Source organism: Enterococcus sp. DIV0436a, assembly GCF_051711605.1.
Taxonomy (GTDB): Bacteria; Bacillota; Bacilli; order Lactobacillales; family Enterococcaceae; genus Enterococcus_B; species Enterococcus_B faecium.
Window position 1 is genome coordinate 367,354 of sequence record NZ_JBIONA010000001.1, and the last position, 14,548, is coordinate 381,901.

12 protein-coding genes and 1 pseudogene are annotated in these 14,548 nt (G+C 38.7%); 10 read left to right on the forward strand and 3 right to left on the reverse strand.

All coding sequences use genetic code 11. The annotated features are described in order from the left end of the window. Positions 1-5: 5 nt before the first annotated feature. The 4 genes and pseudogenes from glpO to IGL15_RS01765 all read left to right on the forward strand — a co-directional run bounded on the left by glpO (position 6) and on the right by IGL15_RS01765 (position 5,448). The gene (gene glpO, locus IGL15_RS01750) at positions 6-1,829 is read left to right on the forward strand and encodes a type 1 glycerol-3-phosphate oxidase (protein ID WP_104765319.1); all 1,824 of its coding nucleotides are present in this window, start codon (positions 6-8) and stop codon (positions 1,827-1,829) included. Beyond that, on the forward strand, positions 1,830-2,546 hold the full coding sequence (locus IGL15_RS01755; RefSeq protein ID WP_002292560.1) for an MIP/aquaporin family protein: 717 nt from the start codon (positions 1,830-1,832) through the stop codon (positions 2,544-2,546). Positions 2,547-2,851: 305 nt separating this feature from the next. After that, positions 2,852-4,768 (forward strand): annotated as a pseudogene (locus IGL15_RS01760) (endonuclease MutS2). Between the two features lie 125 nt (positions 4,769-4,893). After that, positions 4,894-5,448 carry a CDP-alcohol phosphatidyltransferase family protein gene (locus IGL15_RS01765; RefSeq protein ID WP_002294657.1) on the forward strand — a complete coding sequence of 185 codons (555 nt, stop codon included), beginning with the start codon at positions 4,894-4,896 and terminating at the stop codon, positions 5,446-5,448. Positions 5,449-6,098: 650 nt separating this feature from the next. Here IGL15_RS01765 and IGL15_RS01770 read toward each other — a convergent pair. Both IGL15_RS01770 and IGL15_RS01775 read right to left on the reverse strand, forming a co-directional pair. Next, positions 6,099-6,413, reverse strand: coding sequence for a DsrE family protein (locus IGL15_RS01770; RefSeq protein ID WP_002321527.1), 315 nt, complete (start codon positions 6,411-6,413; stop codon positions 6,099-6,101). 13 nt (positions 6,414-6,426) lie between these two features. Then, complete coding sequence (locus IGL15_RS01775; protein WP_002294653.1) at positions 6,427-6,687, reverse strand: metal-sensitive transcriptional regulator; 261 nt, start codon at positions 6,685-6,687, stop codon at positions 6,427-6,429. Positions 6,688-6,856: 169 nt separating this feature from the next. On the opposite strand from IGL15_RS01775, the gene IGL15_RS01780 reads away from it, so the two are divergent. The 6 genes from IGL15_RS01780 to IGL15_RS01805 all read left to right on the forward strand — a co-directional run bounded on the left by IGL15_RS01780 (position 6,857) and on the right by IGL15_RS01805 (position 13,996). After that, positions 6,857-7,171 (forward strand): rhodanese-like domain-containing protein, encoded by a 315-nt coding sequence (locus IGL15_RS01780; RefSeq protein ID WP_002294651.1) that lies wholly within the window; start codon positions 6,857-6,859, stop codon positions 7,169-7,171. A 1-nt stretch (position 7,172) separates the two neighbouring features. Next, positions 7,173-8,828 (forward strand): FAD-dependent oxidoreductase, encoded by a 1,656-nt coding sequence (locus IGL15_RS01785; protein WP_104765253.1) that lies wholly within the window; start codon positions 7,173-7,175, stop codon positions 8,826-8,828. Between the two features lie 82 nt (positions 8,829-8,910). Continuing rightward, positions 8,911-11,046: a HelD family protein gene (locus tag IGL15_RS01790; protein WP_104765254.1), complete on the forward strand. Its 2,136-nt coding sequence runs from the start codon at positions 8,911-8,913 to the stop codon at positions 11,044-11,046. A 174-nt stretch (positions 11,047-11,220) separates the two neighbouring features. Further along, the gene (locus IGL15_RS01795) at positions 11,221-11,730 is read left to right on the forward strand and encodes a hypothetical protein (RefSeq protein WP_002307905.1); all 510 of its coding nucleotides are present in this window, start codon (positions 11,221-11,223) and stop codon (positions 11,728-11,730) included. Then, the gene (locus IGL15_RS01800; RefSeq protein WP_104765255.1) at positions 11,727-13,031 is read left to right on the forward strand and encodes a glycosyltransferase family 2 protein; all 1,305 of its coding nucleotides are present in this window, start codon (positions 11,727-11,729) and stop codon (positions 13,029-13,031) included. The genes IGL15_RS01795 and IGL15_RS01800 overlap by 4 nt, the downstream gene beginning before the upstream one ends. 107 nt (positions 13,032-13,138) lie before the next feature. Continuing rightward, complete coding sequence (locus tag IGL15_RS01805) at positions 13,139-13,996, forward strand: LPXTG cell wall anchor domain-containing protein (RefSeq protein WP_002307908.1); 858 nt, start codon at positions 13,139-13,141, stop codon at positions 13,994-13,996. Between the two features lie 110 nt (positions 13,997-14,106). On the opposite strand, the gene IGL15_RS01810 is transcribed toward IGL15_RS01805, so the two are convergent. Next, positions 14,107-14,427 (reverse strand): putative heavy metal-binding protein, encoded by a 321-nt coding sequence (locus IGL15_RS01810; protein WP_002292575.1) that lies wholly within the window; start codon positions 14,425-14,427, stop codon positions 14,107-14,109. Between the last annotated feature and the right edge of the window lie 121 nt (positions 14,428-14,548).

Here is a 14,548-nt window from a genome sequence, read left to right on the forward strand (position 1 = left end):
TCCATATGTTTTCAAACAAGACAAGACAAGATAGCATTCAAAAAATGCAGCAAGAAGAATTGGATCTGTTGATCATCGGTGGCGGAATCACTGGTGCCGGTGTGGCAGTCCAGTCAGCAGCATCAGGAATCAAAACAGGATTGATCGAAATGCAGGATTTTGCAGAAGGGACTTCCTCTCGCTCGACCAAACTTGTTCATGGCGGTATTCGTTATCTGAAGACATTTGATGTGGAAGTAGTAGCTGACACAGTTGGTGAACGTGCAGTCGTACAAAGTATTGCCCCACACATCCCAAAACCAGATCCAATGCTTTTGCCAATCTATGAGGGCGAAGGAGCAACAACCTTCAATATGTTCTCGGTCAAAGTAGCAATGGACCTTTATGACAAACTGGCAAATGTGACAGGAACCAAATATGAGAATTATACGCTGGCACCAGAAGAAGTATTGGAAAGAGAACCGTTTTTGAAAAAAGAAGGGCTAAAAGGCGCGGGTGTCTATCTAGATTTCCGCAACAATGATGCCCGTTTAGTGATTGATAATATCAAAAAGGCTGCCGAAGATGGGGCTTATCTAGTAAGTAAAATGAAAGCGGTTGGCTTTTTATATGATGGCGATCAAATCGTTGGCGTCAAAGCTCGTGACCTGCTGACAGATGAAGTGATCGAAATCAAAGCAAAATTAGTGATCAATACGAGTGGTCCTTGGGTAGATAAAGTACGAAACTTGAATTTTACGCGTCCAGTCTCTCCTAAAATGCGTCCAACTAAAGGGATCCATTTAGTTGTAGATGCGAAAAAACTGCCTGTACCGCAACCCACATACTTCGATACAGGAAAGCAAGATGGGCGGATGGTTTTTGCTATTCCAAGAGAAAACAAGACTTACTTTGGTACGACAGATACGGATTACCAAGGAGATTTTACGGATCCGAAAGTCACACAAGAAGATGTAGATTATCTATTGGATGTGATCAATCATCGCTATCCAGAAGCAAATATCACATTGAATGATATCGAAGCAAGCTGGGCAGGACTTCGTCCACTGTTGATTGGTAATTCTGGTTCTGATTACAATGGTGGAGATAATGGATCGATTTCAGACAAGAGCTTCAATAAAGTTGTCGATACAGTAAGTGAATATAAGGAAAACAAAGTTTCTCGTGCTGAAGTAGAAGACGTGTTGAACCATCTGGAAAACAGCCGTGATGAAAAAGCACCTTCTACGATTTCCAGAGGTAGTTCTTTAGAAAGAGAACCAGATGGTTTGCTGACTTTATCTGGCGGGAAAATCACCGATTACCGTAAGATGGCAGAAGGAGCTTTGCGATTGATACGCCAATTATTAAAAGAAGAATACGGAATAGAGACGAAAGAAATCGATTCTAAAAAATATCAGATTTCAGGTGGAAATTTCGATCCAACGAAATTAGAAGAAACAGTAACAGAATTGGCAAAAGAAGGAGTAGCAGCCGGCTTAGAGGAAGAAGACGCTACTTATATCGCTGATTTTTACGGGACTAATGCCCGACGTATCTTTGAATTAGCAAAAGAAATGGCACCTTATCCTGGTTTGAGTCTCGCTGAGTCAGCTCGGTTACGTTATGGTTTAGAAGAAGAAATGGTTTTGGCCCCAGGCGATTATCTCATTCGTCGGACGAATCATCTGTTGTTTGAACGAGATCAGCTGGATGAGATCAAGCAACCTGTGATCGATGCAATTGCTGGATATTTTGAATGGACAGAAGAGGAGAAGGCGCAACAGACTAAACGTTTAGAAGCATTGATTGCAGAATCAGATCTGCGGGAACTAAAGGGGGAGAAATAAATGAACAGTGATATGACTCAAATCATGGGGGAGTTTATTGGGACACTGATCCTAGTTTTGCTTGGAGATGGTGTGTGTGCGGCTGTGAATTTAAACAAAAGTAAAGCACAGGCTTCTGGCTGGATTGTCATCGCATTTGGTTGGGGACTCGCTGTAACAATGGCTGTCTATATTTCTGGATTCATGGGCCCAGCTCATTTGAATCCTGCAGTCTCTCTAGCTATGGCGATGACAGGGGCAATTAGTTGGAATCTCGTCGTTCCTTTCATCATTGCACAAGTTTTAGGAGCTTTTGCAGGGGCTATTCTTGTTTGGCTTTCTTATTTGCCACATTGGAATGCAACGAAAGATGAAAGCGCGATTTTAGGAACGTTTGCAACAGGCCCTGCTATACGGAATTATCCAGCAAATGTGATCACAGAATTAATTGGTACATTTGTATTAGTTCTTGGGTTGCTAGCTTTTGGACAAAACGAATTTGCACCTGGAACGAACGTATTCGCTGTAGGCGGATTAATCTTGGCAATCGGTCTTTCATTAGGAGGGCCAACAGGATATGCAATCAACCCTGCTCGGGACTTTGGTCCTCGATTAGCTCATGCGGTATTGCCAATAGCTAATAAAGGTACTTCAGATTGGGCATATTCATGGGTACCAATTGCAGGGCCAATGATCGGAGCAATTATCGCGGTAGGTGTCTATTCATTAATGGTGTAAATCTATAAAACATACTAAAGTTTGACAACCAAAATGTGTCTTGCTATAGTTAAGTGGAAAATAAATAAGACCTAGAAGAATGGGGTATGTTTTGTGAGTGTAGCTGGTATCTAATCAGTAAGTCGAATAGCCAATAAACAAAGTTTATTTGGTGTGCTTATGAAACGGTACCTGTCAGGAAAACAATATCTTTGTATTCTAATAAGGATAGGACATGACTTTTTTAAGCTGTGTTCTATCCTTTTATTTATCTCTAGGCCCTTATTTATTTTGGGACAGGTATCTCTTCAAGAAAAGGAGAGAGTATGAACAACGAAATGATTAGTCAATTACAATTTGATCGGATCAAAAAGGAAATTCAAGCAAGAGCGATTGGAAACTATAGCAAAAAACGAATCAGCGATATGACGGTCTCGACAAACCTACAAACTGTCTTGGATCGTCAATAAGAAACAAGAGAAGCACGCTTGATCTTAGAAAGCAGTCAGCATGTTCCATTTATGGGGTTGCCGAGGATCGATGCACTGACAGAACAAGTCAAAAAAGGGTTGATTCTGTCCCCCGCTGATTTGATCGAATATGCGGATTTTCTAAGAAGCAGTCGGATGATCACAAAGTTTTTTGATAAGAATCAATACCAGGCACCTTTGTTATTTGCTTATAGCAAGCATCTTCCTGATTTGATAAATGTAGAAGAGTTGATTGACCAGAAAATAAAAAATAATAAAGTCAGTGACGACGCGTCACATAATTTGCGTAAAGTACGCAAACAATTGCAACTAATCGAAAAAGAAATCCAGTCAAAATTGCTGAAATTCTTGCGTCATCCGAAAAACAAAGAAATGATCCAAGAAGCAATGATTGTTCAAAAAGGCGAATACTATACGATTCCTATCAAAGCCAGCTATAAAAATAAAATAGATGGAACGATTATCGATGAATCAAATAAAAGAACGACGGTTTTTATTGAACCAACTGTGATTTCTAAATTGAATGAACGCTATCAGTTGTTAAAAGCTGAAGAAATCAGTGAAGAATATCAAGTCCTGGCGGCATTGACTGGTGCTATCGCAGAAAACGAAGAAGTGATCGATTTATTGATCGAAACGATCACGGTGTTAGATATCATCTTTGCTCGGGCAAAATTTAGTCGAGAAATCAATGGAATCACACCTAGAATCAATAAATCAGAACATATCATTATCAAGCAAGGCAGACATCCATTTTTACCTGAGCATGCGGTACCATTGGATGTTGAAATCGGTAAAGACTATCGAGGCTTGATTATCACCGGAGGCAAAACAGTCGTGTTGAAGACGGTCGGTTTATTGACTTTGATGGCGATGTTCGGTATGCAAGTTCCGGCAAAAGAAGGGACAGAGCTTGCTGTCTTTGATGAGATTTTCGTCGATGTCGGTGACCACCAAAATTTAGAAAATGCGTTGAGTACATTTTCTGGTCATATGCAAAACATCGCTGCTATTTTGAAAAAGATAAAAAGGAATACGTTGGTACTTTTAGATGAGATTGGCAGTGGAACAGAGCCAAATGAAGGGGCTGCACTAGCGATCGCAATCATGGAATCTATGTATGAGCAGGGGGCATTGATCATTGCCACGACCCATTATGGAGAAATCAAGAAATTCGCCGGAGATCATGAAGATTTTGTGCCGGCTGCTATGGCTTTCGATCGTGAAGCACTTCGTCCTAAATATCAGTTGCGGGTTGGAGAAACAGGAGAAAGCCAAGCTTTGTGGATTGCTCATAAAATGGATATGTCGATGAAATTGATCCATCAAGCAGAGCGTTACTTGGCGGAAAAAGCCTATCGGACACAGAAAAAAGAATTTCTTCCTAAGACAGCAGTTACAAATAGGAAGGAGAATAAAAAAGAACGCCAGCTCTTTGCAAAAGGTGATCGGATATTTGTCAATGAATACCAAAAAGAAGCGTTAGTTTATGAAGATATAGGTGAAGATACGATTGATGTATATTTAGACAAAAAAATAATCCACGTGCCTCGTCAGCGTGTTCGTCTGGTGTGTTCAGCAGAAGATCTGTACCCGACAGGTTACGATTTAGACAGTCTGTTTATCGATTATAAAACACGTAAACGGCAGCGTGACCTAGAGCGAGGATCAAAAAAAGCTCATAAAGTACTAGTAAAAGAAATGCGCAAACGACAGGAAGAAAGAAGAGTAAACGATGAAAACAGCAAGTGATTATCTCAAATTAGCTCATAATATCAGTGGCTGTAAAGAAAAATAAAAACAGTGAAATCATTGGTTTTATTCCCCGTGTAAGCTAAAATAAAAAGAAAAGAGTGCTGAGGAGGTGGGGCGATAAAATGAAATTAAGCACAGACTGGCGTAAAGAAATACAAACGATTCCGAATCTTTTATCGATATTCCGTATTTTTTTGCTGCCGATTTATCTTTATTTTGTGCTGAGACAGTCATTTTATATAGCAGGAGCGGTCATTGTTGTCTCAGGTTTGTCTGATTATCTAGACGGGGTCATTGCTCGGAGATATAATCAGGTAACAGACTTAGGGAAGGTGCTTGATCCGTTTGCAGATAAATTGACACAACTTTTTCTGATTTTGTCTATGGCATGGTATCGACCGTGGCTTTGGCTGTTGTTTGGTCTATTCTTGATAAAAGAAGGCTTTATGTTTGTAGCTGGATTAATCGGGCTATCTAAAAATATCAAATTAAGTGGAGCGAAGTGGTATGGCAAAGTAGCGACTGCTGTCATCTATGTTGGCATGATCCTTTTGCTGCTTTTCCCAGAATTACCAACGCTGTGGGTGAGAGTCATTTTTGCCGTCATCACTTACGGTCTTTTACAATCTTTTGTCTTGTATGCTGTCGAGTATCGAAAGATGTTTCAAAGAAAATAAAAAAGGGGTGTGACCTATGTCGCACTCCTTTTTTTGATAAATAGACTCCCAGTAGCTACTTCTCGATAATAAGCCAACCAAACCAAAAACAGGAGAAGTTATTTTTGAAATTATTTCTTGTGATTCGGAGTTAAATGGTAGGCTCACAACCTCTTGGTAAACGGTGTTCAATCAGCTGACCTTCGGTATTAGCTCAAAAAACGGCAAAATATGAGCAGCTATTTTTCCGTTTGTTTCTCTAATACTCAGGTCAAACCGCTGATTTTACAACCTCTTCCTTAAACGGTGTTCAAAAGCCAGTTTCTCGGTATTAAGCCAAATTTATGCAAAAATGTAGAAAGCCATTTTCACAAAATTTTTCTTAATAATCGAAACTAAGCGACTTTTTCACAATCTCTTCCTTAAACGGTGTTCAAAAGCTTGCATCTGCGGTAATAATCCCAACCAAACGAAAAATATGAGAAGCTATTTTTGTTTGGCTGTTCTTATTACTTGATGCAGGACAGCTTTTTCACAACCTTTGATTCACGGTTTTCCAGAAGTAGCTTCTTCGAAAAATGAGCTGAGATTTCACAAAAATTTGAGAAGCAATTTTCGTAAATTCCTTCTTATTTCTTGAAGATGACCACTTCTGTCGCAACCTCTACTGACTAAGGCTTGATATAAGCATAACCTTGGGATTGCAGTTCAACTAAATCAAGGACACCTGCTGGTACAACGATTACTTGTTCAGGTAAAGAACTTTCTGAAATATGATTAGCACGCATAGCATTCGCACAAGCGTGAAAAACGACTCCTTGCAAATCTAAGAATTCTGCATTGGCAGAGTCTAGATAACCGGTAATCGCGATGCCATTTACAGATACGACAATCGTCGTTTCTGGAGAAGCTTTTATCAGGTTTTTTACGTTTTTCCCTGTTTCTGACCATTTTTCTAATTCATCAATATGGAAAACGACTTTCATTGAAATCATTCCTTTACTTTTTAATAATCATCTTGATCGCTTGCTCTAATTTAGCCGCTTGTTCTTCTGGATTACTATCAGGTTTCTCAAAGCAATTTTTCAGATTATCTGCAACGATCATGCCCATTACGCGATCAATACTAGAACGAACAGCGCTTAATTGAGTGATGACATCCATACATTCTTTTTCGTCTTCGATCATTTTTTGGATACCACGAATTTGTCCCTCTGTACGTTTCAAACGGTTCAGGATATTTTTATTATCAATCTCCATAACACATTCTCCTCTATTTTTATAATTAGATAATACCCCTTATCGGTATTTTATGCAAATATAAAAAGTAGTGAAAAAAATGAAGAGTCATTCTGGTTGACATATTAATAAAACTTCTGTTTAATATACCCCATGAGGTATTTATAAAAATGTAAATGAGGTGCAGAAAATGAATTTGCTATTTCAATCAATAAAATCGATAACAGTCCCAGAATTAAAGGAAAAGCTTTTGGAAAATCCAGCGTTACTTGATGTTAGAACACCTGCAGAATACCGGGGCGGGCATATAAAAGGAGCTAAAAATGTTCCATTACAAAGTATAAACAGATATGATGGAGACAAAGAAAAGACCGTCTATGTGATTTGTCAATCAGGGATGAGAAGTAAACAAGCAGCTAAAGAATTAAAGAAATCTGGTTATGATGTAGTGAATGTACGTGGTGGCATGAATCAATGGTTTGATCGAACAGTAGGAGGGAAATAAGATGAAAATCGTTATTGTCGGAGGTGTAGCAGGTGGAATGTCTGCTGCTACACGGCTTCGCCGATTAATGGAAGATGCAGAAATCGTTGTTTTTGAAAAAGGACCGTATGTTTCTTTTGCAAATTGCGGCTTGCCTTATTATCTTTCGGGAGAAATCAGTGAACGGGAAAATCTTCTTGTCCAAACGCCAGAATCATTATCCGCTCGTTTTTGTTTAGATGTGCGTCCAAATCATGAAGTGACAGCCATCTTTCCCGAAAACAAAACGGTAGAAGTCGTACATGAGGGTCAAAAACACATTGAACAGTACGATGCATTGGTTTTATCTCCTGGTGCAAAACCAGTTGTTCCATCGATTCCAGGGATAACAGAAGCCGACAATGTTTTTTCTATTAGAAATGTACCAGATATCGATAAAGTGATGCATGCATTAGAAAAACAGCCAAAGCGTGCTGTGATCGTTGGTGCAGGATTCATCGGATTGGAAATGGCAGAAAACCTAAAAAGAAGAGGTTTAGAAGTCATGGTGATCGAACAAGCACCACATATTCTTCCGACACTGGATGAAGAAATGGCAGCTTTTATAGAAAAAGAATTGTCTCATCAAGGAGTAGAAGTGATTACTTCTCATGCTGTCGCTAGATTTGAAGATCACGGGAAACGATTGCGACTGGATGATGGGCGTACCATCCCTGCTGATTTAGTTATTTTATCCATTGGTGTTCGTCCTGATAACCAGCTAGCAGTGACCGCTGGAATTGAATTAGGCATACGCGGGGGTATCCTAGTAGACGAACGTTATCAAACGAATATTCCTGATATTTATGCGGTGGGGGATGCTATCGTTGTAAAACAGCAAATCACTGGAAAAGATGCACTTATTTCTCTTGCTTCACCAGCCAATCGTCAAGGTAGACAAGTTGCGGACACGATTTCCGGAATTTCTCGAAGAAATCAAGGCGGTATTGGAACAGCAATTATACGAACGTTTGGAATGACTGCCGCATCCACCGGATTAAGTGAAAGAACAGCCAAAGAAAACGAGCTGTCTTTTGAAGTCGTTCATGTGTCAGGAAAAGATCATGCAAGCTATTATCCAGAAGCAACAGATATTTTACTGAAGTTGATCTTCCATCCAGAGACTGGCGAGATTTATGGTGCACAAGGTGTTGGGGCAAAAGGTGTGGATAAACGGATCGATATTTTAGCAACAGCAATCAAAGGGCATTTGACGATCTTCGATTTGCCGGAGTTAGAATTGACGTATGCACCGCCATTTGGCTCAGCCAAAGATCCAGTAAACATGCTAGGATATGCAGCAATGAACATTGCAGAAGGGCTTAGTGAAACCGTACAATGGCATGAATTGCCGACAGAACTAGCAAAAGGAAAAATTTTATTAGATGTGCGAACAGCAGAAGAATTGGAAAAGGGCAAATTCAAGGAAGCCAAACATATCCCTTTGAATGAACTTCGGGATCGATTAAATGAAGTAGACAGCCAACAAGAATATATCGTCAGCTGTCATAGCGGATTACGTAGCTATCTAGCGGAAAGAATCTTGAAGCAGTCTGGCTACCACGTAAAAAACCTTGATGGTGCATTTTCTTTATATCAAACTGTCCGACCTGAAGAACTGATATATCCTAACAAATGATACTCGTTAAAAAGCTTGCATTCGACTCTTAAAAGAGGTAAACTAATCGGTTCCACCACTTTAAAAAAAGAGGAGAATGTGTATGGTCAACACACAAAAACAGTTAGAAGAAGCATATCTGAAGAACGTGTATCAAAAGCTAATTGATAAAAAAAACGAACTGCGTGAATCGATGGATACGGAAAAAATAGAAGGAAACCAGTCGTTGAAAGAAATGGCTGGCGAGTTTCGATTGAATTTTGACAGTTACTTAGATAACCTGGATACTTTTTCGATGGTTGAAATGAAAAATAGAGAAATCGATCAGATGAATATCAAACAGAAAAACGCAGAAAATCAGCTAGCAAAGATCGAACGTTTATTGAAAAGTCCCTACTTTGGAAAAGTCGTTGTAGACTTTCTGGATAATGAGCCAAAAGAATCCTTTTATATCGGTACAGCAAATTTCACAGATGATGCAGATGAAAATCTTGTTTATGATTGGCGTTCACCAATTGCCGAACTTTTTTACAATAACATGATTGGTCCATCTTCTTATACGGTTCGTCAAAATAAAATCGATACGGTTATTAAAGAAAGACGACAATTTATTTTGGAAAGAGATCGTTTGATCAAGTTTTTTGATACGTCTGTAGCTATTCAAGATGACGTATTATTAGAAGTCTTAGGCCAAGATGAGACCAATGAAATGAAGGCTATCACTGCTACGATCCAATCGGAACAAAACACAATCATTCGGGATGTGAAAAGTCAAAATATCTTGGTAAATGGCGTAGCAGGAAGTGGTAAAACCTCTGCTATCATGCAGCGTATTGCGTATCTGCTCTATTTATATCGAGATACGATGACATCTGATGACTTGCTGATTCTATCACCTAATCATCGGTTTATCGACTATATTTCGAATGTCCTACCATCATTAGGTGAAAGAAATCCACTGAATCTAACCATCATACAGCTGGTTTCACAGCTTTCAGCAGAGGAAATAGAAGGTGAAGAGGCTTATTTCAAACGTATCACGGGAGAAAATGTATCGGAGCAGACAGAACGTTTGCGTAGCAAAAAGTTTATCGATAATCTAAAACAATCAGATCCTTTGTTTTTAGATCATCCGAATTTTATCCGTGGACTTGCTAAAAATGGAAAAACAGTCCTTTCTAAAAAAACGATCGAAAAAATATATGAGAAAGTTCCTGCTCATCCTAAATTGATCGATAGGCTTCAAGCAACGAAAAAGGCACTGATGAGCGAATGGAAGAATCATCTTTTGAAACAAGCAAAAAGTCCTGCTGTGCAGAATCAGGTACTCTCGTTGACAGAAGATAGGCAGTTGGAATTATTCGGTAAATTGATTTCTGATGATTCGGAACAAAGTATTGCAGCTTATGCAAGGAAACTTTTACAAAAAAAATATCGAAAAATAACCAGACAAATCGAAGAAATGGCATGGGTGGATGAGCATCAGTTGTTTGAAAGAATTTATGAAAAACGATATGGCTCAGCTTATGCTTGGCAACCCACACGTACTGTTGATGAAGCAGTCATTATATTAGCTATTCGTCATTTACTTGTTGAAAAGGTAAATGTACCAGCGTTTCGCTATCTATTGATTGATGAAGTACAAGATTATACCCTGGCACAATTAGGTCTATTGATCGAATTATTTCCAAAAACTCACTTTACTTTAGTAGGTGACGAGAATCAGGCAATCTTTAATTCTTCCACTACTTTTGCTGATATTATACGTTGTTTCGACGACTACCATCTGCCGATCCATCGGTATGATCTTAGAAATAGTTACCGTTCTAGCGGAGCAATCACAGAGCTTTTCAAAACCTATGCTGTGGATCAAGAGAAGATCGACATCGTATCGATCCGACCGCAAGGAAAAGAACCCGAATACCGCTCTTTTCGATCCTCTGAAGAATTGTTGGAAATACTAGCTGAGATTTTGGATTCTCTAAAAGGAGAAAAAGCGGCAATTATCACCCAAACAGAAGAGGAAACCCAAACGTTGCAAGAATCGATTAAAAAAAGTTCATGTGGATTAAAAAACTGCCAGATCATCCCTTTGAGTCTAGCAAAAGGACTGGAATTTGATCATGTAATCTTGTATCCATTTGAAAACGATAGAGATGAGCAAAGAAGACGCAGACAAATGTACACGGCGATATCTAGAGGAATGAAAAGCATTGTCGTATTGGAAAGAGCAACATAATTAAGAGATAAAAAATAAAAAGAACAACTGATAAAAAGAACAAAATATTTTTCATTTACTGATGAGAAATGTTTTGTTCTTTTTCTTAGGAAAAATTTAGGAACACTTTATGTGAAAAGAAATGAAATGTATGGTAAACTCCTACGTCGTAACAAAAAAACGTGAGGTGAGGATATGAAAAAAGTAACAAGAGAAGAAGTTGCATCAATTTTGGTGAAAGATAAGTATTTTTCAAAAGGTAATTACTGGTTAAAGATTTGGCAAACGTTAGTGGCTCTTTTAGGATGGATGATCGTTGTTCTTCCTTTTATATGGGTGTTTTTCCCATTAACGAGACCAGAAAGAGCCAAGGATTTTTCCTTGTACGCTTTTTTATCAGAAAAGAAAATGCTGTATTTCTTAATCGGCTTTTTTGTATTGATTTTTTTCAGTTTCCTGATTACCTCATTTGTATTGACTAGGTGGAACAATCGAAATCTATACAAAAAAGTAAATAAATCTTTTGAATATGAAGATGAAAAATTGAAAAAAAGACAAGAATTACTTGAAGAAGTGTATACGGAACGTTTTGGAACAAAAGAAGAGAGAGAAACGGTCCGTTTTTATTCTGTCTCCGCGGAGCAAAATCTAGATACGACATTCATTGCAGATTTGTATAAAGAAAATGGGGTGGAACTGAAATGATCTCAATCACCCATACAGGTAATTTATTCTTAGATACTTGTTTGTCTATTATGTATTTTTTTCTCGTTTCTTATCCGATTTTAGGCGGATTTGTATGGTTTATTGGTGTCTGGTGTTATGTGTTTTTATACAAACATAAGCAAAAAGAATGGGTAGATGTTCCCTTGAGTGTCGAACCGTTCATCACGATCATGGTGCCAGCCCATAATGAAGAAATTGTGATCGAAGATACAATCGAGTATTTGATGACGAAATTGAATTATCACAACTATGAGGTATTAGTGACAGACGATGGTTCAACGGACCAAACACCAGAAATATTAGCTAGACTGATGAAAAAATACGCTAATCTTCGTGTGGTTCGGATCGAAAAAAATAAAGGAAAAGCCCACGCGTTTAATATCGGACTTGCCTTTGCAAAAGGGAAATTGATTTTAAGCAATGATGCAGACACGGTACCGGAGCCAGATGCACTGATTAGGTATGTGAATTATTTCATTCGCCCTGGTGCAAGACATATTGCTGCGGTCACTGCAAATATGGATGTCCAAAATCGTACCAAATTGATTGCAAAATCTCAAACGGTTGAATTCTCAAGTATCGTGGGTATCATCAAACGAACACAGTCAGCTGTTTTCGGTGGTCTTTATGCGTACAGTGGAGCAAATACGATGTATCGAAAAGAAGCCTTGATCGATGTGGGCGGATTCAGACAAGATCGAGCGACAGAAGACATCAGTATTGCTTGGGATCATCAGTTAAATGATTGGGTATCTGTATTTACTCCTGGGATCATCTTTTTCATGGAAGTACCTGTGACGTTGAAGATGCTATATCGACAAAGAAAACGTTGGGCAAAAGGTGGAACAGAAGTCTGGCTGACGAATTTCAAAAAAGTGATGCTCCATCCTTTTAAACATATTGGAAGAACGATCATCTTCATTGATCAAACATTGAGTATTGTCTGGTCAATATTCTTTTGTATTTCCGTAGTTCTTTTTGCTGGATTAATCGGGCATTATGTATATCAAGGAAACTACGAACAGATTTATATTACTTTTACATTCAGTTTTGTGTTCATCTGCTTTGAAATGGTCGCAGGATTTTTCCAGTTGCTAGCTTCGCTGATTGTAGATGATCGACGAAGAAAATTGAAATACCTTCTTTTCGCACCACTATATATGCTTTTGTTCTGGATAGTGAACGCGATAACGATCGTGACGACTTTCATTCCAGCAGTCAAAACGATTTTAGGTTATGGAAGCGGGACATGGAAAAGCCCGGAACGTACAAAAAAATAAAAGATGCACCGTTTTTTAGACAAACAGCCTGTTATGTTTATGGTTCTTCCAAACATTTTTGCTTATAATAAGAAATTAGTTAAAAAGTAGTAAGGATGGGAAAAGTGATGAAAAAAAGAATGAAGCCGTTAATCTGGCCAATTGCTGTTTCCAGTATTTTCTTATTGGGACAGACAGCTTTTGCGGAAACTTCTGAACCTGCTCAAACAGAACCTTCAACAACTATAAGCTCTTCTGGTGCTGAAAACGGTGCCTCGGAAACAGAAATGACTTCCAATGTACCGACAGATAATTCAGGAGAAACGATTTCGTCTTCAGAAGATACATCAATAAATAGTTCTACCTCTTCTGACCCAATCGATCATTTGCAAGACTTGGAAAATAAAAGAAAAGAACTCGAAGAAGCATTAGAGGCTGCAAAAAACAAATTGAAAGAAGACCAAGCAGCAATCGATCAAGATTTAGCTGATCTTAAAAATAAAGCGGGAAATGATCGTGCACAACTTGAGAAAAAGCTTGCTGAAGCGAAAGCAAAAGCGGAAGCTGTCCAAACAGATCTTGACGGGAAGATCCAACAAGCAAAAGAATTCAATCAACAATTAGATCAGGTTGCTCAAACAGCTTCTGGAAAGCTAAGTCAAACTCAAGCGGATATCACAGCGGCCAGTCAAGCGATCCATGGAAAGATCAGCGAAGCGCAAACAGTTGCTAATGATTTTGAAGCAAAAAAAGCAGACTTAGCAGCTAGTTTCCAACGAATAAAAAATATTTTGCATTCGGCAGGAGAAAAATCAGTGGCCTCTGGAACCACGACAGAAACAGTTCATCAAACGACAGAGCCATCCGAATCAACAAGTCAGACTTTACCAAAAACAAATGAAAAAACAGCTTCTGTCAATTATTCCTTCGTAGGCACAGGTGTGCTAGTTGCAGCAGCTTACGGAATCATTCGAAAAAAGAAATAAAAAAGAGAGAATGGGAAGGTAGTGAACCTCGAAGTTAGACTGAAAAATCTAACTCTTGGGTCCCACTACATGTCCCATCTCTTTTTATTTATTAAGACAGCTATTCCTACTTATCTTGTGGAGACAGCTGTTCCACTACATGTGACCATCAGCATGCCATTGTCGCTGCCTAATACTTCGTAGTCCATTTTTACGCCGATGATTGCATCAGCTCCTAATGCTTTTGCACGTTCGGCCATTTCCGCAAGGGCTTCTTCTCTTGCGCCCATTAGTTCATTTTCATAACTTTTTGAACGGCCGCCGAAGACGTTTCGCAAACCAGCCCCAAAATCTTTCAATACATTGATCCCAGTAATAACTTCACCAAAAACGATTCCTTTATAAGCTACTACGGTTTTTCCTTCCACACTATTCGTGGTTGTTGTAATCATTCGATCACTCCTCTCTTTAATAAAAGTATAACAAAGTTCAAGATGCGCAACACATATTTTCCCAAAATTAGGAATTTATTATATACTTGAATTGTTCATTAATGAAAGCGAAACCAATCGT